At 65.6% G+C, this 18,429-nt stretch carries 15 protein-coding genes; 4 read left to right on the top strand and 11 right to left on the bottom strand.

Annotation, left to right across the window (positions count from 1 at the left end; all coding sequences use genetic code 11):
* Window positions 1–8: 8 nt before the first annotated feature.
* The 3 genes from cobU to KFF05_00065 all read right to left on the bottom strand — a co-directional run bounded on the left by cobU (window position 9) and on the right by KFF05_00065 (window position 2,096).
* On the bottom strand, window positions 9–542 hold the full coding sequence (cobU, locus tag KFF05_00075) for a bifunctional adenosylcobinamide kinase/adenosylcobinamide-phosphate guanylyltransferase (protein ID UTW51843.1): 534 nt from the start codon (window positions 540–542) through the stop codon (window positions 9–11).
* A gap of 70 nt (window positions 543–612) precedes the next feature.
* Window positions 613–1,269: a histidine phosphatase family protein gene (locus tag KFF05_00070; protein UTW53507.1), complete on the bottom strand. Its 657-nt coding sequence runs from the start codon at window positions 1,267–1,269 to the stop codon at window positions 613–615.
* Between the two features lie 14 nt (window positions 1,270–1,283).
* The gene (locus KFF05_00065) at window positions 1,284–2,096 is read right to left on the bottom strand and encodes an adenosylcobinamide-GDP ribazoletransferase (protein UTW51842.1); all 813 of its coding nucleotides are present in this window, start codon (window positions 2,094–2,096) and stop codon (window positions 1,284–1,286) included.
* Between KFF05_00065 and cobT the strand changes: the two genes are divergently transcribed.
* On the top strand, window positions 1,977–3,230 hold the full coding sequence (gene cobT / locus KFF05_00060) for a nicotinate-nucleotide--dimethylbenzimidazole phosphoribosyltransferase (protein UTW51841.1): 1,254 nt from the start codon (window positions 1,977–1,979) through the stop codon (window positions 3,228–3,230). The genes KFF05_00065 and cobT overlap by 120 nt on opposite strands.
* 17 nt (window positions 3,231–3,247) lie before the next feature.
* On the opposite strand, the gene KFF05_00055 is transcribed toward cobT, so the two are convergent.
* Both KFF05_00055 and KFF05_00050 read right to left on the bottom strand, forming a co-directional pair.
* Window positions 3,248–4,555: a hypothetical protein gene (locus KFF05_00055; protein ID UTW51840.1), complete on the bottom strand. Its 1,308-nt coding sequence runs from the start codon at window positions 4,553–4,555 to the stop codon at window positions 3,248–3,250.
* Between the two features lie 46 nt (window positions 4,556–4,601).
* Window positions 4,602–5,876 carry an EAL domain-containing protein gene (locus KFF05_00050; protein ID UTW51839.1) on the bottom strand — a complete coding sequence of 425 codons (1,275 nt, stop codon included), beginning with the start codon at window positions 5,874–5,876 and terminating at the stop codon, window positions 4,602–4,604.
* Window positions 5,877–6,199: 323 nt separating this feature from the next.
* Here KFF05_00050 and KFF05_00045 point away from each other — a divergent pair, with 323 nt between their 5' ends.
* From KFF05_00045 to rfaE1, 3 genes are read left to right on the top strand one after another with little or no spacing between them, the layout of a single operon-like run.
* On the top strand, window positions 6,200–7,141 hold the full coding sequence (locus tag KFF05_00045; protein UTW51838.1) for an SDR family oxidoreductase: 942 nt from the start codon (window positions 6,200–6,202) through the stop codon (window positions 7,139–7,141).
* A 36-nt stretch (window positions 7,142–7,177) separates the two neighbouring features.
* Window positions 7,178–7,771 carry a D-sedoheptulose 7-phosphate isomerase gene (locus KFF05_00040; GenBank protein ID UTW51837.1) on the top strand — a complete coding sequence of 198 codons (594 nt, stop codon included), beginning with the start codon at window positions 7,178–7,180 and terminating at the stop codon, window positions 7,769–7,771.
* Window positions 7,771–9,240, top strand: coding sequence for a D-glycero-beta-D-manno-heptose-7-phosphate kinase (rfaE1, locus tag KFF05_00035; GenBank protein ID UTW53506.1), 1,470 nt, complete (start codon window positions 7,771–7,773; stop codon window positions 9,238–9,240). Before KFF05_00040 ends, rfaE1 begins: the two co-directional genes overlap by 1 nt.
* Here the strand turns inward: rfaE1 and KFF05_00030 are convergent.
* The 6 genes from KFF05_00030 to dnaA all read right to left on the bottom strand — a co-directional run bounded on the left by KFF05_00030 (window position 9,237) and on the right by dnaA (window position 18,429).
* On the bottom strand, window positions 9,237–11,204 hold the full coding sequence (locus tag KFF05_00030) for a PBP1A family penicillin-binding protein (protein ID UTW51836.1): 1,968 nt from the start codon (window positions 11,202–11,204) through the stop codon (window positions 9,237–9,239). The genes rfaE1 and KFF05_00030 overlap by 4 nt on opposite strands.
* Window positions 11,205–11,228: 24 nt before the next feature.
* Window positions 11,229–11,672, bottom strand: a complete 444-nt coding sequence (locus tag KFF05_00025) for a pentapeptide repeat-containing protein (GenBank protein UTW51835.1) — start codon at window positions 11,670–11,672, stop codon at window positions 11,229–11,231.
* 130 nt (window positions 11,673–11,802) lie between these two features.
* Window positions 11,803–14,286: a DNA topoisomerase (ATP-hydrolyzing) subunit B gene (gene gyrB, locus KFF05_00020; GenBank protein UTW51834.1), complete on the bottom strand. Its 2,484-nt coding sequence runs from the start codon at window positions 14,284–14,286 to the stop codon at window positions 11,803–11,805.
* Window positions 14,287–14,351: 65 nt separating this feature from the next.
* Window positions 14,352–15,569: a DNA replication/repair protein RecF gene (gene recF / locus KFF05_00015; protein UTW53505.1), complete on the bottom strand. Its 1,218-nt coding sequence runs from the start codon at window positions 15,567–15,569 to the stop codon at window positions 14,352–14,354.
* Window positions 15,570–15,591: 22 nt separating this feature from the next.
* Window positions 15,592–16,707, bottom strand: coding sequence for a DNA polymerase III subunit beta (locus tag KFF05_00010; GenBank protein UTW51833.1), 1,116 nt, complete (start codon window positions 16,705–16,707; stop codon window positions 15,592–15,594).
* A 306-nt stretch (window positions 16,708–17,013) separates the two neighbouring features.
* On the bottom strand, window positions 17,014–18,429 hold the full coding sequence (gene dnaA / locus KFF05_00005) for a chromosomal replication initiator protein DnaA (protein ID UTW51832.1): 1,416 nt from the start codon (window positions 18,427–18,429) through the stop codon (window positions 17,014–17,016).

The following is an 18,429-nucleotide window of genomic DNA, read 5'->3' as shown; positions in this document are numbered from 1 at the left end:
GACGTGAATTAAAGTGGACGACCCTTGAGCACGAGGGGCAGGCCGGCCGCCGTGAATACCACACGGTCGGCGCAGGCGGCCAGCCGTTGATTGGCCAGCCCCGCCGCGTCGGCGAAGGATCGGGCCAGAGCGTTAGCCGGAATAACACCAAGGCCGACCTCGTTGGACACCAGAACCACGGGACCGGCGAGGCCCGCAAGCCCTTGGGCCAGAGCTTCGACCTCGGCCGCGGGATCACGCCCGGCGGCCATCAGATTGGACAGCCAAAGGGTTACGCAATCGACCAGCACCGGGCGGTCAGTGGATGCGTGCTCGCGAATCTGTTCGAGAATATCCAAGGGCTCCTCGATGGTTTCCCAATCGGGGCCCCGGCGGGCCTGATGAGTGGCGATGCGCTCAGTCATCTCGCCGTCCCGGGCCTCGGCCGTGGCCAGGTAGAGCCCGCCGCCGGCCGCGTCCTCGATCAGGGTTTCGGCAAGTCGGCTTTTGCCCGAACGCTGGCCGCCCAGGATCAGGGTGACGGGAGGAAGAAATTCATTCATCGGATTTCCATGTGTTTGTTCCGCGCAAATCGTCGTCGCGTGCCTGAATTCGGCACGCTCGGAATTTGCGTCAATGCCCCCCTTTGACGAGCGGCATGACCGCATGGGGCGGGGCGTTGACCCGCACGATCCGCCAGGCCCCGCCGCGCCCGCGCAGCAGCCCGCCCTGGACATGTTCCAGACAGGTCACCGACAGGGTCGAGATGGAAAAGGACATGGCCCCTTCCGGCGTCAGGCCGAGCGAATGGGCCATGGCGGCGCGGATGGTGCCACCATGGGTGACGGCGACGATGTCCCGGCCCGCGTGGTCGGCGGTGTAGCGCTCGATCACCCCGGACACGCGGGCGATCTGGTCGGCGAAGCTCTCGCCGCCGGGCGGGCGGGAACGGGCGGGCGTTTCCCAGAACTTGCGGAAGGTGTCGGGATCGCGGGCTTCCATCTCGTCCCAGGTCGATCCCTGCCAGTCGCCGAAGGACTGTTCGCCCAGGTGTTCCTCGGCGATGGGGGCGGGGAATTCCAGGCCTTCCTCGCGGATCGCCTGGGCCGTCTTATGGGTGCGCGTGAGGTGACTGGTCAGCCAGACCGCATCGGCGGGCAGGGCGCCGGCCAAATGGCGGAAACTGTCCCGATCGGACACGTCGCAAGGCACATCGTTGCCGCCATAAATGGTGCCGACCACGGAAGGCACGGGGGCGTGGCGCACCCACCACCAGCGGGTCACGGGAATATCGGGTTTTTTGGTCACAGGCTGATCTCCACGGTCGCGGCCGCCAGATAGACGGCGATTTCCACAATCTGTTGCTGCGCGCCCAGGGTATCCCCCGTATGGCCGCCGACCGCCGCATGCATGGCCCAGCAGGCGAACAGCCCCGCCGCCAGGCCCGCCGCCGCCAAGGTGCCGACCCCGGGGCCCAGGATGGGCAGGAGCGGGGCCAGGGCCGCAAACCCCAGAACCAGGGCCAGCCCCGCCGCCCAGGTGGGCGGCCGGCCGGCATCCTTGGCCAGCCCGTCGGCCCGCGCCGGGGCCAGGACGATCATCGTCGGCACCAGGGCCGCGCGGGACAAAGCCCCCGCCGCGACCAGCACCAAAGCCGCCGCGCCCGGCCCGGCGAGGGACGCCAGGGCCGTCGCCTTCAGCCCCGTCGCGAACACCAGGGCCAAAACGCCGAAAGTGCCGATGCGGGAATCGCGCATCACGTCGAGCCGCCGGTCGCGGCCCGCGACGCCGAGCCCGTCGGCGAAATCGGCCAATCCGTCTTCGTGCAGCGCCCCCGTCAGGACGGCCATGACGGCCAGCGCCAGCAGGGCCGAGGCCAGCGGATGCAGGCCCGATCCCGCCGTCGCCAGGATTATCCCGGCCCCGCAGCCGCCGACCACGACCCCCGCCAAGGGAAAGGCCCAGGCGGCCCGGCCAAGGGCCCCCGCCCCGCCGTCATGGCGTGCGGGCACCGGAAGGCGCGAAAGGAAGGCGATGGCCAACAGCGCGTCATCCCACGGCCGCCATGGGGCGGCAGGGGCCGGATCGGGATCGGATGCGGGATCGTCCGTCGCCAAGGGGCAACTCCTTATCGGATCAACGGGCCGCGCAAAGGGCCGTTTCGGGAAATTCCCGTCACCGGCGCGGCCGATTGGGTTATATGTGACCGACCCCGGAAAAGGAAACAAGACCTCGTGCCGCAAATCGCCCCCCCACCCGATCCCGCCACCTTTCTGACCGACCTGCCCGGGCCGGACACCGATGCCCAGGCCGCCGTGCGGGCACGCGACGCGGTTCTGACCAAGCCCGCCGGATCGCTGGGCCGGCTGGAGGAAATCACCGAATGGCTGGCCGGATGGCAGGGCCGCGCCGAACCCCGCGCCGACCGGGTCCAGACCCTGGTGTTCGCCGGTAATCACGGCGTCGCAGCCCAGGGCGTGTCCGCCTATCCGCCCGAGGTCACGGCCCAGATGGTCGCCAACTTCCAGGCCGGAGGGGCGGCCGTGAACCAGTTATGCCGCACGTTCGGCGTGGACCTTGCCGTCATCCCCCTCGATCTGGACACCCCCACCGGCGATATCACGCAAGGCCCGGCCATGTCGGCGGATGAATTCTCCGCCGCCTTCCAGGCCGGGACGGAGGCCGTCGATGACCGGGCAGACCTTTTGTGTATCGGTGAAATGGGCATCGCCAACACCACCGCCGCCGCCGCCGTCTGCTTAGGCCTGTTCGGCGGCGCGGGGACGGATTGGGCCGGACCGGGCACCGGCCTGCCCTCGGCGGGTGTGTCGGCCAAGGCGGACGCCATCACACGCGCCGTCGCGGTCAACGGGATCGACCCCACGGATGGATTGGAGGTTTTGCGCGCCCTGGGCGGGCGGGAGCTGGCGGCCATGGCCGGCGCCGTGGCCAAGGCCCGCCATCTGGGCCTGCCCGTACTGCTTGACGGTTTCGTCGCAGGGGGGGCGGCGGCCTGTCTTCAGGTCCGGCAGCCGGGAGCCCTCGACCATTGCCGGGCGGCGCATCTGTCGGCGGAGCCGGGCCACGCGCGGCTTCTCGCGAAACTCGGCATGGCGCCGCTGCTGCAATTAAACATGCGGCTCGGCGAGGCGTCGGGGGCGGTTTTGGCGGTCGGCCTGGTACAGGCCGCCCTGGCCTGTCATCGGGGCATGGCGACCTTCGAAAGTGCGGGCGTCAGCGGCAAGGAATAGATTCGGGGCGCGCCCGACTATTCGATCATTTCTTCCTCGTCGTCGCCGGCCGTGCCACGTTGAATGCGGTGCTTCAGCTTGAGCAGGTCGCGGCGCCGGCCATCCTCGGCGATCAGGCCTTCGATAAACCGGCCCTGGAACCGGTCGATGCCGACGGAGCGGCCGAATTCGACGGATTCACGGGTGTCGCAGCGGCACATGATCATCCGCCCGCCGCCGCCCGATGCCGCGATCTGACGCAGCCGTTCCTTGACGTCGTCGCTGGAATCGGCGAGGGCCGGGGTCCAGATCAGTTTGGCGTGATCGCAGCCCAGTTTTTCCCGGTCGACCAGGAACATGGTCTGCATGGTCAGGCCGTCGAGCAGCACCCGATACCCCCGTTCCTGCACATATTCACGGGCGATCAGGAAGGCCGGCAGGTCGGAGAAGATGTCTTCCTTCTGCAGCTCGATCACCATCGCCCCCCGGCGCGAGGCCGAGACATTGTCGTCGAAGATCTGGAATTCATCCGATAGCAGGGTCTTCACATTGGCGTTGATGGAAATCTCGCCGGTGATGGTGATGGCGTCGGTCTTCGACAGCATGGACAGCATGCGCTTATCCAGGGTTTCCGTCAGATGATAGAACAGCCAGCGGTTGGAGGTCAGGTTGACCCCCGGCATCAGGGTTTCGCGCAAATCGTTGATGGAGATGAACAGCTCTGAAAATTCCTGTTCGGGAATCAGCTTGCTGTCGACCTTGCAGACGAACTGACGGCGCACGTAGTTCGACAGATCGGCGCGGCCGAGTGCATCTTCGACCCGGGCCAGAATGTCGGGCGTCAGGGGCTCACCCTGTTCCTGCTTGGCACGCAGCGACGAGCGCGCATCCATGCGCGAGCGCACCTTGGTCAGGCGCACTTCCTCTTCCTCGGCCAGTTCACGGGCCAGACGCAGGATGTCGTCGTAATCGTTGACCGCGTCGTACCAGGTCGCGAAGGGCTTTTCGTGGGTCGAGGCCTCGGCGATCAGGGGGTCGTCGGAAAACAGGAAGCGCACCTTCTGGACCACGGTTTCGACCTGGGGCCGGGCTTCGGCCTTGAAGGCGAAGATCAGATCCGCGCTGCGCAGCGCGAACAATTGGCCCATGGTGGTCGAAATCAGGGGATCGAAGCTGGAGGTCGCGGCCCGGATGTGCTGTTCGCGCCGGTTGAACGGGCGCAACTGCGACAGATGGACATGCACGACCTGACGTCCGCCCCGGTGCTTTTCCAGGCGGCGCACATAGTCCAGCAGCAGGTTTTCCTGGCTGGGGATTGCTTTCTGTGCGTCGGGCGCCGTCGCCATGTTTCCGCCGTTTCCTGTTTCGTTGCCGGGTGCCGGTGCGCGCGCCTCAGCGCGCCGCCGCCGCCGCCCGTTCCTTCTTAATGCGCGCGCGCCGCCCCTGGGAGCGCACGGTATCGATCAGCCGGTCCATGAGGAAGCCCTGGAACCGGGTGATGCCCAGGTTGAGGCCCCATTGGATGGCCTGTTCGGAATCGACGCGGGACAGGATGATCGATTCCTTGCCGGCGTCGCGAATGATGCGGCGCAGGTCCTCAACCTTGCTGTCGTCTTCTTCCTCGTTCTCGAATTCCGTTCCCCAGCCGACCTTGATGAAGTCGGCGCCCAGGATCGCCGGGTCGAAGAACTGCATGGACACGGGCGAAATGCCGTCAACCAGCACGCGGTATCCGTTCTGCTGCAGCATGTTGCGGGCGATGGTGAAGGCATCGACGTCGGAGAAAATGTCGATCACCTGCATTTCGATGATGACATTGTCCTCGTGCCCGGCGACCGCACGGTGGAAGTTCTGGAAATCCCGCGACAGCACGGTGCCGATGTTCAGGTTGAGCGAGATCGGCTCGTTCATCTTCTCGAAGTTGCGCCCGGCCATGTTGGCCAGAATGACCCGGTCCAGGCCCTCGGTCAGGTACTGGAACAGCCAGATCGACGAGAACAGATTGACCCCGGGGGCCACCCGCTTCTTCAGGTCGCCGATGGAAATGAAATGTTCGCGGAAGATTACGCCCTCGGGCCCGTTGGCGCCGATGTGCAGGCACAGCTGTTCACGGATCAGGTCGTCGATGGGCACGCGCGGCAGAACCTGGCTGAGCGCCGTCAGATGCTGCGCCGTCAGCGGCTGGCCCACGGATTTCTGTTGCGCCACCGCCTCGGCGGCCTCGCGTTTGGCGGTTTCCTCGGCTTCCAGCACCAGGGAGCCGACGACCCGCACAAAAGCGCGGAAATCCTCGTTCTCCGACAGGTCGTACCAGGTCGACAGGCGATCCTCACCCAGGCCCGTCTCGTCGATATGGGTCAGCGGGTCTTCGGAAAACAGTGCGCGGACCTTCTCGACCGGGTTTTCCGCCTCGTGCACGGGAACCGTGCGGCACAGAAGGATCTGGTCCGCGTTCTTCATCTGGAACAGGGTCGCTTCGTGCTGATTGGTCAGATTGTCGAAATTGCGCGCCGCCAAGCGGATGAAATGCGGCTTGCGGTTCGAACTTTTCAGCTCCGACAGATGCAGATGCACGGCGTAATAGCCGGGCGCCCCCGCCTCCATCCGGTTGAGGCGGTCCAGCAGAAGTTTTTCCTCGAGCGTATCCGGTGAAGGAATCTCGGCCATGATGCTCCCGTTCGCCCCGGGCCCCGTAGGACGGAACCCCGATATCGACAGTCGTTCCGGGAACGCTTCCCCCAGCCCCGGAAATTTCACCGCAAGCGGCAAGTCGCGCCAATGCTAAAGTGAAATCGTTAAAAAAGTCATTTCATTTCCGGCGCTTGGTTGCGCGGAGCGCTCTCCGGCGACGGCGCGCGTCAGGCGCCTTGACCTCGGCCCCGCTTGAGGGTCATAAGCGACGGTTTCTTAATACTTGGCGGGCATTATAGATCGCGGATTTGGCGGTTTTTTGCCCGAAATGCGGCAAAATCAGAACGGGTGACCCATTCATGGCCCTACGCAAGACCATCCTCGTCACCGGCGGGGCGGGCTTTATCGGCTCGCACCTCTGCGCACGTCTGCTGGAGACCGGCGCCGGCGTAATCTGCGCCGACAACTTCTATACCGGCTCCAAGGACAACATTCTGGGCCTGCTCGATCACCCCCATTTCGAGGTCATGCGCCACGACGTGACGTTTCCGCTCTATGTCGAGGTCGACGAGATCTACAACCTGGCCTGCCCGGCCTCGCCCGTGCATTACCAGTACGACCCCGTGCAGACGACCAAGACTTCCGTGCACGGCGCCATCAACATGCTGGGCCTGGCCAAGCGCACCGGCGCCAAGATCCTGCAGGCCTCGACATCCGAGGTCTACGGCGATCCCGAAGTTCACCCGCAGACCGAGGATTACCGCGGCCGGGTCAACCCCATCGGGCCGCGCGGTTGTTATGACGAGGGCAAGCGCTGCGCCGAAACCCTGTTTTTCGACTATTACCGCCAACACAGCCTGAACATTCGGGTCGCCCGCATCTTCAACACCTACGGCCCCAACATGCATCCGTCGGACGGGCGGGTGGTGTCCAACTTCATCGTTCAGGCGCTTAAAGGTGAGGATTTGACCCTTTACGGCGACGGCGGACAGACGCGGTCGTTCTGCTATGTCGACGATCTGGCCGACGGGCTGATGCGGCTGATGAACGCGCCCGACGCCGTGACCGGGCCGGTCAACTTAGGGAATCCCAACGAATTCACGATCCTGGAATTGGCCGAACTGGTAATCGAGATGACCGGCGCCAAGTCCAAGATCGTCACGATGCCGCTGCCCCAGGACGACCCCATGCAGCGCTGCCCGGATATCACGCTCGCCAAGGATAAACTGGGCTGGCAACCGACGATCCAGTTGAAGGACGGCTTGGCGAAAACCATCGCCTATTTCAAGGGGGTTCTGTGACAGGCCGAACTCGGTGCACAGAATAACAGGTTTTTTATGGACTTAGCGGCATTTTTTGACAGCGAAATGGAAGAACACGCGGCCGTCGCCATGGCGACCCGCGGGGCCTTGGCCGGCCCCTTCCAGGCGCTTGTAACCGTTGCCGTCAAGTCCTTGAGAAACGGCGGGAAATTGCTTTTCTTCGGGAACGGCGGCAGCGCCGCCGACTGCCAGCATCTGGCGACGGAACTGACCGTCCGCTACAAGACCGACCGCGCCCCGATCGCCGCCGTCGCCTTGACCACGGATACCTCCGCCCTGACCGCAGGTGCCAATGACCTGGGGTTCGAGCGGGTATTCGCCCGCCAGATCCAGGCCCTCGGCAAGCCCGGCGACGTGGCCGTCGGGATTTCCACCTCGGGGCAAAGCCCCAATGTGCTGGAAGGCCTGCGCACGGCGCGGGCGGGCGGGCTGATCGCCGCCGGCCTGAGCGGCCGGGACGGCGGCCAGATGACCGGCCTCGCCGATCCCTTGCTGATCGTGCCGTCGGACGTCACCGCGCGCATCCAGGAAATGCATATTACACTTGGTCAGATGCTGTGCGGCGCGGTTGAGATAGAATTGGGCCTGGTAACACAGGACGCGGGATGATGACGGAACGCACGGACCTGATCGCCCTGGTCGAGGCGCTGGCGGATACCAAGGTGGTCTGTCTGGGCGACGTCATGCTCGACACCTTCGTTCATGGCGAGGTCGAGCGGATTTCCCCGGAAGCCCCGATCCCCGTACTGCGCGTGACCGGCGAGACCCGCATGCTGGGCGGGGCCGGCAATGTGGTGCGCAACCTGGCCGCGCTGAGGGCCAAGACCCGGTTCCTGTCCGTCATCGGCGACGACGGCGCGGGGGCCGAAGTGCGCGCCCTGCTGGCGCGGGAGGCTGGCGTGACCGGCGATCTCAAGACCGACGCCGGCCGCCAGACCACGATCAAGACCCGCTTCGTCGCCGGCACGCAGCAGATGCTGCGCGCCGACCGGGAAACCGGCCGGCCCACGACCGCCGGCCTGCAGGATCAACTGGCCGCCGAGGCCGAGGCCGCCCTGCGCGACCACAAGGTCGTCGTGCTGTCCGATTACGGCAAGGGCGTCCTGGCCGATGCCACCCTGGCCCGCGTGATCGCCGCCGCCGCCAAGGCCGGGGCGACCGTGATCGTCGACCCCAAGGGCAGCGACTACGGGCGCTACGGGGGGGCCGGCATCCTGACCCCCAACCTGAAGGAACTGGCCGCCGCCACGGGCAAGCCCGTGGACACGGACGATGCCGTAATCGCCGCCGCCCGCGGTCTGGTCGACGGCCTGGGCCTGACCGCCGTGCTGGTGACCCGGTCGCGCGACGGCATGACCCTGGTGCCCGCCGAGGGCGAAATTGTTCATCTGGCGGCGGAAGCCCAGGAAGTGTTCGACGTATCCGGCGCCGGTGACACGGTGGTCGCGACCCTGGCCGCCTGTCTGGCCGCCGGGGCCGATCTTGGCCGTGCGGCGGCCCTTGCCAATCTTGCCGCCGGGATCGTCGTCGCCAAGGTCGGCACCGCCGTCGCCTACGCGGGCGACCTGATCGCCCAACTGCATCATCAGGACCTTAGCGACGCCGAGGCCAAGGTGCTGACCCTCGAACAGGTTCTCGACCGGGCCGCCGCCTGGCGCCGCCGGGGCCTCTCGGTCGGCTTCACCAACGGCTGTTTCGATCTGCTGCACCCGGGGCATGTGTCGCTGCTGCGTCAAGCCAAAAGCCAATGCGACCGCCTGGTCGTCGGGCTGAATTCCGATGCTTCGGTCCGACGCCTTAAGGGCGCCGACCGCCCGGTGCAGGGCGAGGCCGCGCGGGCTGCCGTGCTGGCCTCTCTGGCCGGTGTCGATGCCGTGGTCCTGTTCGGCGAAGACACCCCCCTGGTCCTGATTGAGGGCTTGTTGCCGGAAGTTCTGGTCAAGGGCGCCGATTACCGCGTCGACCAGGTTGTCGGTCGTGAGGTCGTCGAAGCCGCCGGCGGGCGCGTTCACCTTGCCGATCTGGCGCCGGGACACAGCACCACGGCGACCATCGCCCGGCTGGCCGGTCAGGGCTAATCCCCGGCGCGGTTTTCGCCGACGGGCTCAACCGTTTCGGAACCGGAACCGACAAAATTTTTCAACCGACCCCAGAACGATCCTGATCCGGGCTTGCCGTCGTCGCCGATGTCGTCGAAGGCCAGAACCGGCAGGCCTTGATGCGCTGCCCCCATGAACACCGCCCAGGTGCGCGCCGGCAGGCCGCCGCCGGTCACCCGTTTCATGGGCGACCCGTCGTCGTTGCCGAACCACACAGCGGTCACCAGTTGCGGCGTGAAGCCGACGAACCAGGCATCGCGGTAATTCTGGCTGGTGCCCGTCTTTCCCGCCGCCGGCCGGCCGATGGCGGCGTGCTTGCCCGTGCCGCCGTCAATCACCTTAGTCATCATGGCGGTCAAGGTGCGGGCCGGGGCGGCGGGCACGGCGCGGCCTGGGCCGGAACCCTGACGTTGATACAGCGGCGCGCCGTCCGGGCCGGTGATTTCCGTGATCGCATAGGGCCAGACCCCCATGCCCGCCCGCGCCAGCACGGCATAGGCGGTCGCCAATTCCAGCAACGAAACCTCACCGGTGCCGAGCGCCAGCCCCGCGTCCCTGGGCAAGCCGGTGGTGATACCGAGGGCCCGCGCGGTGTCGATGATCTTGGCCGGGCCAACCTGCTGCGCCAGCTGCACGGCGATGGTGTTCACGGAGTTGGCGAGCGCGTATTCCAGGGTCATTCGCCCTTCGTACTTGCCCGAGAAATTGGACGGCTGCCAGCCGCTCAAGGAAACCGGCTTATCGACCATCGGGGTCACGGGCGTCATCCCGGCCTCCAGCGCCGCCAGATAGACCACGGGCTTGAACGCGGAACCCGGCTGACGCTGCGCCTGGACGGCGCGGTTGAACTGGCTTTTGCCGTAGTCCCGGCCGCCGACCATGGCGCGCACCGCACCTTGCGGGGTCAGCGCGATAAGCGCGCCTTCGCCCGCCTGCATCCGCGCCCGGTCCGCCGCCATGAAGGCGCGTCCCATGGCCGTTTCCGCCTGGCGCTGCAGGGCGAGGTCGAGCGTCGTCTTGACCACCAGATCGCGGCCGCCGGCGGTGACGTAGTCGGAGACCGCTTCGAGCACCCAGTCGACGAAATGCCGCGCGTTGCCCGTGGGCGCCGAAACGACGGCAACCTGGATACCGCGGGCCGCGTCCGCCGCCTTGGTTTCCGTCAGGTATCCGGCGGCGACCATGTTGGCGAGCACGGTGCGGGCCCGGGCATGGGCCCGTTCCGGCGAGGCCACGGGGTTGTAGCGCGACGGCGCCTTGAGCAGACCGGCCAGCACGGCCGCCTCGTAGGTATTGACCCGGGCGGCGGGTTTTTGGAAGAAGCGATGAGCCGCCGCATCAACGCCATAGGTGCCCGCCCCCAGATAAACCCGGTTTAGGTAGAGGGGGAGGATCTGGTCCTTGGAAAATTCCCATTCCAGCCATAGCGCCACGACCATTTCCTGGAGCTTGCGCGTGATCGTGCGGGCCGGGGTAAGGAACAGGTTCTTGGCCAGTTGCTGGGTGATGGTCGACCCGCCCTCGACCACCCGCCCAGCGCGAATATTCCGCACCATGGCCCGGCCAAGGCCAATGGGATCGATTCCGAAATGACTGTAGAACCGCCGGTCCTCGGTCGCCAGGACAGCCTGCATCAGGTGCGGCGGCAGGTCCTTGAGTTTCACCGTTTCACCGACCAGGTCCCCGGCACGGTAGATTTCCGTTCCGTCGGCGGCTTGGATCGTCACGGTCGGCCGGCGTTCGGTCTTCAACGCCTCATCCAGGTCCGGCAGACCGATGGACACCCAGACTCCCGCGCCAAGGGCCGCGATCACCATCCATACGGCCGCCGCCCCGGCCCATTTCAGGATCGTGGCGAGGCGGCTTCGGCGGGGCCCGGCGGGGGCACGTTCGGAGGGCTTTTTCGCCCGCGGACGGGGGCGGGGGCGCGATGATTTGGCCATGTGCGTCTTATGGACGGGCGGGCGTCAGTATTTGGTTAACGCAAAATAGGCAGAGGCTTCATCGGGCTCACGGCAATCGAGCAGCTTGTGCAGGGTGATCGGGTCGATCACAGCCCCCTTCAGGTTGGCCCGCCACATGTCGACGCCGTTAAGGGACGCCCCGGTGAAATTGGCGCCCCGCAGGTCGGTATCGGTCATGTCCGTGAAGTCGAGCAACGCGTTGGTGAAATTGACCCCGACCATGACCGACGAGACCAGGGACGATCCCCTGAGGTCGGCACCCGACAGGTCCGATCCCGTAAGATCGCATTCCCGGATGTTGGCGTTGGCGAGGGATGAGCCCCGCAGGTCCATGTCCCGCATATTGAGGCGCAGCATGTCGCCGCGCTTGCCGGTATCGCCACCGTCGCGCAGCCAAGTCTCGTGGGCCTCGATCAAGGCCGCAACCGACGTATTCATATCCGCCATTGGGAACCCCCCCAGTGAACTCAGTTCAATGCCTGACCGCCCTTCCCCCCCGGGTTGACCCGGTGTTGCGGCGATCATAGGCGGAAGGCCGTGCCTGAGTAAACCGCCCGCCGGCCCCCGACCGGGGCGATCAAATGTCCAGGTTGGCGACCTTCAGCGCGTTTTCCTGAATGAATTCGCGGCGCGGTTCGACAATATCGCCCATCAGGGTGGAGAACACCTCTTCGGCGTCGTCGATATGGTTGATGCGGACCTGCAACAGGGACCGCGCGTTGGGATCCAGGGTGGTTTCCCAAAGCTGGTCCGGGTTCATTTCCCCGAGACCCTTATAGCGCTGCACGCCGATGCCCTTCTTGCCAGCGTCCATCACCGCATCGACCAGGGACACCGGGCCGGTGATGACGTGTTCCTTTTCCTTCAGAATCAGGCTGCCGTGGCGCGCATAACGCGCCTGCAAGGCCGGCGCCATGCCGTCGAGCCGGCGGGCCTCCGAAGAGCGGATCACCTGACCGTCGATGACGTGACTTTCAGAAACACCGCGCAGGGTGCGGTCGATGGAGAACCCGCCGCCGGGCAGGGCCGCGCCGGTCCAGCCGCGTTCGGCCTCGGAGACCAGGGCGTCCATACGCTTGGCGATGTATTCGGCGGTGCCTTGCGCCAGTTCCTGATCGGACAGGATGTCCAGGTTGAAGGCCCCCAGGATCGCCGCCTGTTCAACCAAAGCCATAGGCACATGCTGTGACAGGCGACCGACCATGGTTTTGACGTCGCGGGCTTCGCGCACCACGGCGTGCAGTTCCGGACCCGCGATCTGGCTGCCGTCATAGGGCCGCATCACCGCCCCTTCGTCGATGGCGCTGGCGAACAGGTATTTTTCCATCGCCGCGTCGTCCTTGAGATAGACCTCGGAATTGCCGCGTTTCGCCCGGTACAGCGGCGGCTGCGCGATATAGAGATAGCCGCGCGTCACCAGTTCCGGCATCTGACGGAAGAAGAAGGTCAGCAGCAGGGTGCGGATGTGGCTGCCGTCGACGTCGGCGTCGGTCATGATGATGATCTTGTGGTAGCGGCATTTCTCGACATTGAAATCCTCGCGCCCGATGCCGGTGCCGAGTGCTGCGATCAGGGTGCCGATTTCCGCCGATGACAGCATCTTGTCGAAACGTGCACGCTCGACATTGAGGATCTTGCCGCGCAGCGGCAGGATCGCCTGATTGGCGCGGTGGCGCGCCTGCTTGGCGGAACCGCCGGCCGAATCACCCTCGACGATGAACAATTCGGACAGCGCCGGGTCCCGTTCGGAACAATCGGCAAGCTTGCCGGGCAGGGTCGAGATGTCCAGGGCTCCCTTGCGCCGCGTCAGTTCGCGGGCCTTGCGCGCCGCCTCGCGGGCAGCGGCAGCCTCGACGATCTTGCCGATCACGTTGCGTGCTTCCGTGGGGTGTTCCTCGAACCAGCGGTCCAGGCCCTCGCCGACCAGGTTTTCCACCGCCGGGCGGACTTCGGACGACACCAATTTTTCCTTGGTCTGGGACGAGAACTTGGGATCAGGCACCTTGACCGACAGCACGCAAGTAAGACCCTCTCTCGCGTCGTCGCCGGTGATCGCAACCTTGGCCTTCTTGGCGATACCCGACGCGTTTGCGTAATTGTTGATCATGCGCGTCAAGGCACCCCGGAACCCGGCCAGGTGCGTGCCGCCGTCTTTCTGCGGGATGTTGTTGGTGAAACACAGCATGGTCTCGTGATAGCTGTCGTTCCACTGCATCGCCATTTCCACGGTGATGCCGTCCTTTTCGCCGGAAACGGCGATCGACTCGCCCAGCACCGGGTTCTTTGACCGGTCGAGGTATTTGACGAATTCCTGCAGCCCGCCTTCGTAACGTAGTTCCTTGGTCTGCGGCTCGACCCCGCGCGCATCGGTCAGGGTCAGGCCTACGCCGGAATTAAGAAACGCCAGTTCCCGCAGGCGGTGTTCCAGGGTCGCGTAATCGTAATCGGTCTGGGTGAAGGTTTCCTTCGATGCCAGGAACGTGACCTCGGTGCCGGAGATCGGCTTGCCGTCCTCGCCCGGGGGGGCGTCGCCGATGACTTTCAGGGGGGCCTCGACCTCGCCGTCGCGGAACCGCACGAAATGCTGCTTGCCGTCGCGGCAGATGCGCAATTCCAGCCATTCCGAGAGCGCGTTGACCACGGACACGCCAACGCCGTGCAGACCGCCCGAGACCTTGTAGGAGTTCTGGTCGAACTTACCACCGGCATGCAGTTGGGTCATGATGACCTCGGCCGCCGATACGCCCTCTTCCGTATGGATGTCGACGGGAATGCCGCGGCCGTTATCGGAAACGGTGACCGAGTTGTCGCCGTTGAGCGTCACCCGCACCGTATCGCAGTAGCCCGCCAGCGCTTCGTCGATGGCGTTGTCGACGACTTCGTAGACCATGTGATGCAGGCCCGACCCATCGTCCGTATCGCCGATGTACATGCCCGGGCGTTTGCGCACGGCATCAAGGCCGCGCAGGACCTTGATGGAATCCGCGAGATATTCGCCGTTGTTGTCCGCGCGCCGTTGGGCGGCTGAATCGGTTTTCGGTGTTTCGGGTTCGTCGGTCATGGTCGTTCACGCTCTTCAGATTGGGGCGGCAAAAACGCCACCCGGGAAAATTCAATGTTGTCCGGTCATGGGTCCTGACGATGGACCTTGGCCTCGGCGACGTGGAAGAAGGCAGCCCGCCCGGCAAGCGGGCCGAACAGGTCCAGGTCCGTGCCGGTCATCCAAGCCTGCAGACCCAGGGTTTCGATCTCGGCGAACAGGGCGGCGCGCCGGTCGGCATCAAGATGGGCGGCGACCTCGTCCAACAGCAGGATGGGTGCGCGGCCCTGTTCCACCGCCTGCAGGCGCGCCTGCGCCAGGACCAGGGAGATCAACAATGCCTTCTGTTCGCCCGTGGAACAGTCGGCCGCCGGGCGGCCGCGGCTTTTGTATTCGACATGCAGGTCGGAGCGATGCGGCCCGTGGGCCGTGCGGCCGCTGTCGCCGTCGCGCCCGCGGGCTGATTTCAATGCGGCCTTCAGGCGGTCCTCGGCATCAAGGGCGGAGCCGCCGTTCAGCCAGGCCTCGACCTCGCCCTCGACGGCCAGATCGGCGGCCGGGAACGGGCCGTCGCCGGCGGCCTCCAACTGGCCCGCAAGGCGCCCGGCCATGTCGAGCCGGGCCGCCGCGATGGCAACACCGCGTTCCGCCATGGTCGATTCCAGGGCGGATACCCAGGCATCGTCGCAACCGCCCCGGGCCGTCAACAGGCGCAGCCGTTCGCGCATCGCCTGTTCATACCCGCCGACCCGGCCGGCATGGGCCGGATCACGGCCATAGACCAGGCGGTCGAGAAAGCGCCGCCGGGCCGAGGCGCCATCGAGAAACAGGCGGTCCATCTGCGGCGTCAGCCATTGCAGGGAAACATGTTCGGACAGGACGGCCTGGGCCCGCTGGGCCTCGCCATCGACATGCACCAGGCGTTTTTCCGCGTCGCCCGGCTCTCCGGCAGCAAGGCCCGTGCCGACATCCGTTTCACCGTCCGGGCCGGCCACCGTCGCCGCCACGGCCCAGGGCCGGGGGCGGGGGGCCGCTTCCTCGCCCGGGTCGCGGCGGGCGGCTTCCGACAGGCGGGCACGGCGCAGGCCGCGACCCGGGATCAGAAACGACAAGGCTTCGAGGATGTTCGTCTTGCCCGCGCCGTTCGGCCCGGCCAGCACGACCGCCCCCTCGGGCACGTCAAGCCGCAGGGCGGCATAGCAGCGGAAGTCGCTCAGCGTCAGCCGGCGGACCGCAAGAGAGCCCTGGGTGGCGGCGGTTTCCGGATAGGCCCCATCGGCGGCAAATGTGGGTTGGACGTACAGGATCGTTCCTTAAAAAACCCGTTCAAACACGCATGGGCATGAGCACGAACAGGGCACTTTCGTCGCCCGTTTCGCGCAGCACCGTCGGCGAGGCCGCATCGGCCATGGCCAGCGACGCCGTATCGCCTTCGATCTGGCGGGTGATGTCGAGCAGATAGGCCGCGTTGAATCCGATCTCCAGACCATCACCGTTGTAATCGACCTCGATCTCTTCCTCCGCCAGCCCGTGTTCGGGGCTGGAGGCCGACAGCTTGAGCACGCCGGTGCCCAAGGTCAGCTTCACGGCGCGGGATTTCTCGGAAGAAATCGCCGACACGCGGTCGACGGCATCGGCCAAAAGCTTGCGGTCGACATCGAGCATCTTGTCATTGTCGCGCGGAATGACCCGCTCGTAATCGGGGAACGTACCGTCGATCAGCTTGGACGTGATGACGATCTCGTCAACGGCGAAGCGGGCCTTCGTTTCCGACAGGCCGACGAAGACCTCGCCGACGCTTTCGTCGATCAACTTGCCCAGTTCCGTCACCACCTTGCGCGGCAGGATCACACCGGGGATGCCATCGGCGCCGTCGGGCAGGGGCACTTCGGCCGAGGCCAAGCGGTGGCCGTCGGTGGCGACCGCGCGCAGCACCTTGGTGCCGTCCCGTTCGGCGACATGCAGATAAATGCCGTTCAGGTAATAGCGCGTTTCCTCGGTCGAGATGGCGAACCGGGTGCGGTCGAGCAGCGTGTTCAGATCATGCACGGGCATCTTGAACTGATGCGGCAATTCGCCCGAGCCGAGAACGGGAAAATCCTCGGTCGGCAGGCAGGAAAGCGCGAATCGGGAGCGCCCGGCCTTAAGCACCAGTTGCCCGCCGCTTTCCTTTTCCATCACCACCTGCGCCCCTTCGGGCAGCTTGCGGACGATGTCGTAAAGGGTATGGGCGGGGGCTGTCGTCGCACCCGCTTCGGCCACGTCGGCGGCCACGCCCTCGACGATGTCGAGATCCATGTCCGTGGCGTTGAGCGCCAGCTTGCCGTCGCCGGCTTCGATCTTCACGTTGGAAAGGATGGGGATGGTATTGCGGCGCTCTACAACGCTTTGCACGTGCCCAAGGCACTTCAGCAAGGCGGCCCGCTCGATTGTCAGTTTCATATGTGCCGTCTATCGCCGTTCAAAATTACATGCCGTTATGACGCTTTCGACGGGATGTTCCGGCTTCCGACCGACCCATTTGCAGGCCGGTCCGGCGGCAACGAAACCGGGGCTGGAACCCTCCGCCCCGGGCGCTGAAATGCCGGTCCAGAGCCCCCACCGAGAGCAGCGTGAAGACACCCGGACGGGCGCCCTCTGACCAAGGCTGCATTATAGCAGAGGCCCTTGGATTCCGAAGCCTTTTCCCCGAATTTCAGGGTTACGGTCGTGACTTTTGAGACAGCCCTGGCGGGACCCTCGAAGGGATCAGCCCTCGAGCATCCGGCGCAGCAGTTCAACATCCTCGTTGAAGCTGGAATCCAACTCGCGCAGTTCTTCCACCTTCTTCACCGCATGCATCACCGTGGTGTGGTCGCGGCCACCGAATTTGCGCCCGATTTCCGGGAGCGAACGGGACGTCAGCTGCTTCGAGAGATACATCGCGACCTGACGCGGGCGGGCGACGGAGCGCGCCCGGCGGGCCGAATGCATGTCCGACACGCGGATGTTGAAATGGGTCGACACGCGTTTCTGGATTTCCTCGATGGTGACCCGCCGTTCCGACGCCTTAAGAAGGTCGTGCAGAACGTCCTGGCTGGTTTCCAGGGTGATGTCGCGGCCGACCAGTTGATGGTGGGCGACGACCCGGTTGAGCGCCCCTTCGAGCTCGCGCACGTTCGACGTGATCTTATGCGCGAGGAATTCCATGACCTTCAGCGGTACCTCGACGCCCATCTGCTCGCCCTTGGCCTGCAGGATGCCGAGCCGCAGTTCATAGGTGGTCGCGTGAATGTCGGCGACCAGCCCGCAGTTAAGGCGCGAGATCAGGCGTTCTTCCATGCCTTCCAGGTCGTTGGGCGACTTGTCGGCGGAAATGACGATCTGGCGGCCCTGATCGACCAGGGCGTTGAAGGTGTGGAAGAACTCTTCCTGGGTCGACTCCTTGCCCGAGATGAATTGGACGTCATCGACCATCAGCACGTCGACGGAGCGGAACTGCTCCTTAAAGTCCACGGTGTTGTGTTCGCGCAGTGCCCGCACGAAACGGTACATGAACTTTTCCGCCGACAGATAGATGACGGAACGGTCCGGCCGCGTCTTGCGCAGGTGCCAGGCGATGGCGTGCATCAAGTGGGTCTTGCCGAGCCCGACCCCGCCGTAGAGGAACAGGGGGTTGAAGGGCACGATCTCGGCCTCGGCCACGCGGCGCGCGGCGGCATAGGCGAATTCGTTCGGTTTGCCGACGACGAAACGGTCGAAGGTGTAGCGCTGATCAAGCGGTGCGCCGATATCGTCGGCATGGGGGCCGTTGCCGATCCCGGTGCCGTTCACCGGCCCGGCCGGGGCCGCGTCTTCCTTGCGCACCTCGGCGGGCTTGGTCTCGGCCCGGCCCGACGCCGCATGTTCCTGATGAATGACCACGTCGAGCCCGCCGGTGAGGCCGCGGCCGTCCAGCAGTTCCGACAAACGGTCCTGATAATGGGCCTGGATCCATTCGCGCATGAAACGGGTGGGGACACCGGTGCGCACGGCACTGCCGTTCTTTCCGATGAGCCGCATGGGCTTGATCCAGCTTTGATAGGAAGCTTCGCCGATCTCGGCGCGCAGGGATTCACAAATTTCCGACCAGGTTTCCTGCAGGTCCTGGCAGGGCTCTATATCTCGGCTCTGCTGTTCCGTCAT

Source organism: bacterium SCSIO 12827 (assembly GCA_024397995.1).
Lineage (GTDB): Bacteria > Pseudomonadota > Alphaproteobacteria > Rhodospirillales > Casp-alpha2 > UBA1479.
This window is presented reverse-complemented; position numbering and strand designations above follow the sequence as displayed.

Coding starts and splice junctions, on each gene's coding strand:
- cobU (UTW51843.1), bottom strand. CDS start 542: ATGAATGAATTTCTTCCTCCCGTCACCCTGATCCTGGGCGGCCAGCGT.
- cobT (UTW51841.1), top strand. CDS start 1,977: ATGGCGTGCGGGCACCGGAAGGCGCGAAAGGAAGGCGATGGCCAACAG.
- KFF05_00055 (UTW51840.1), bottom strand. CDS start 4,555: ATGGCGACGGCGCCCGACGCACAGAAAGCAATCCCCAGCCAGGAAAAC.
- KFF05_00050 (UTW51839.1), bottom strand. CDS start 5,876: ATGGCCGAGATTCCTTCACCGGATACGCTCGAGGAAAAACTTCTGCTG.
- KFF05_00045 (UTW51838.1), top strand. CDS start 6,200: ATGGCCCTACGCAAGACCATCCTCGTCACCGGCGGGGCGGGCTTTATC.
- KFF05_00040 (UTW51837.1), top strand. CDS start 7,178: ATGGACTTAGCGGCATTTTTTGACAGCGAAATGGAAGAACACGCGGCC.
- rfaE1 (UTW53506.1), top strand. CDS start 7,771: ATGACGGAACGCACGGACCTGATCGCCCTGGTCGAGGCGCTGGCGGAT.
- KFF05_00030 (UTW51836.1), bottom strand. CDS start 11,204: ATGGCCAAATCATCGCGCCCCCGCCCCCGTCCGCGGGCGAAAAAGCCC.
- KFF05_00025 (UTW51835.1), bottom strand. CDS start 11,672: ATGGCGGATATGAATACGTCGGTTGCGGCCTTGATCGAGGCCCACGAG.
- gyrB (UTW51834.1), bottom strand. CDS start 14,286: ATGACCGACGAACCCGAAACACCGAAAACCGATTCAGCCGCCCAACGG.
- KFF05_00010 (UTW51833.1), bottom strand. CDS start 16,707: ATGAAACTGACAATCGAGCGGGCCGCCTTGCTGAAGTGCCTTGGGCAC.
- dnaA (UTW51832.1), bottom strand. CDS start 18,429: ATGACGGAACAGCAGAGCCGAGATATAGAGCCCTGCCAGGACCTGCAG.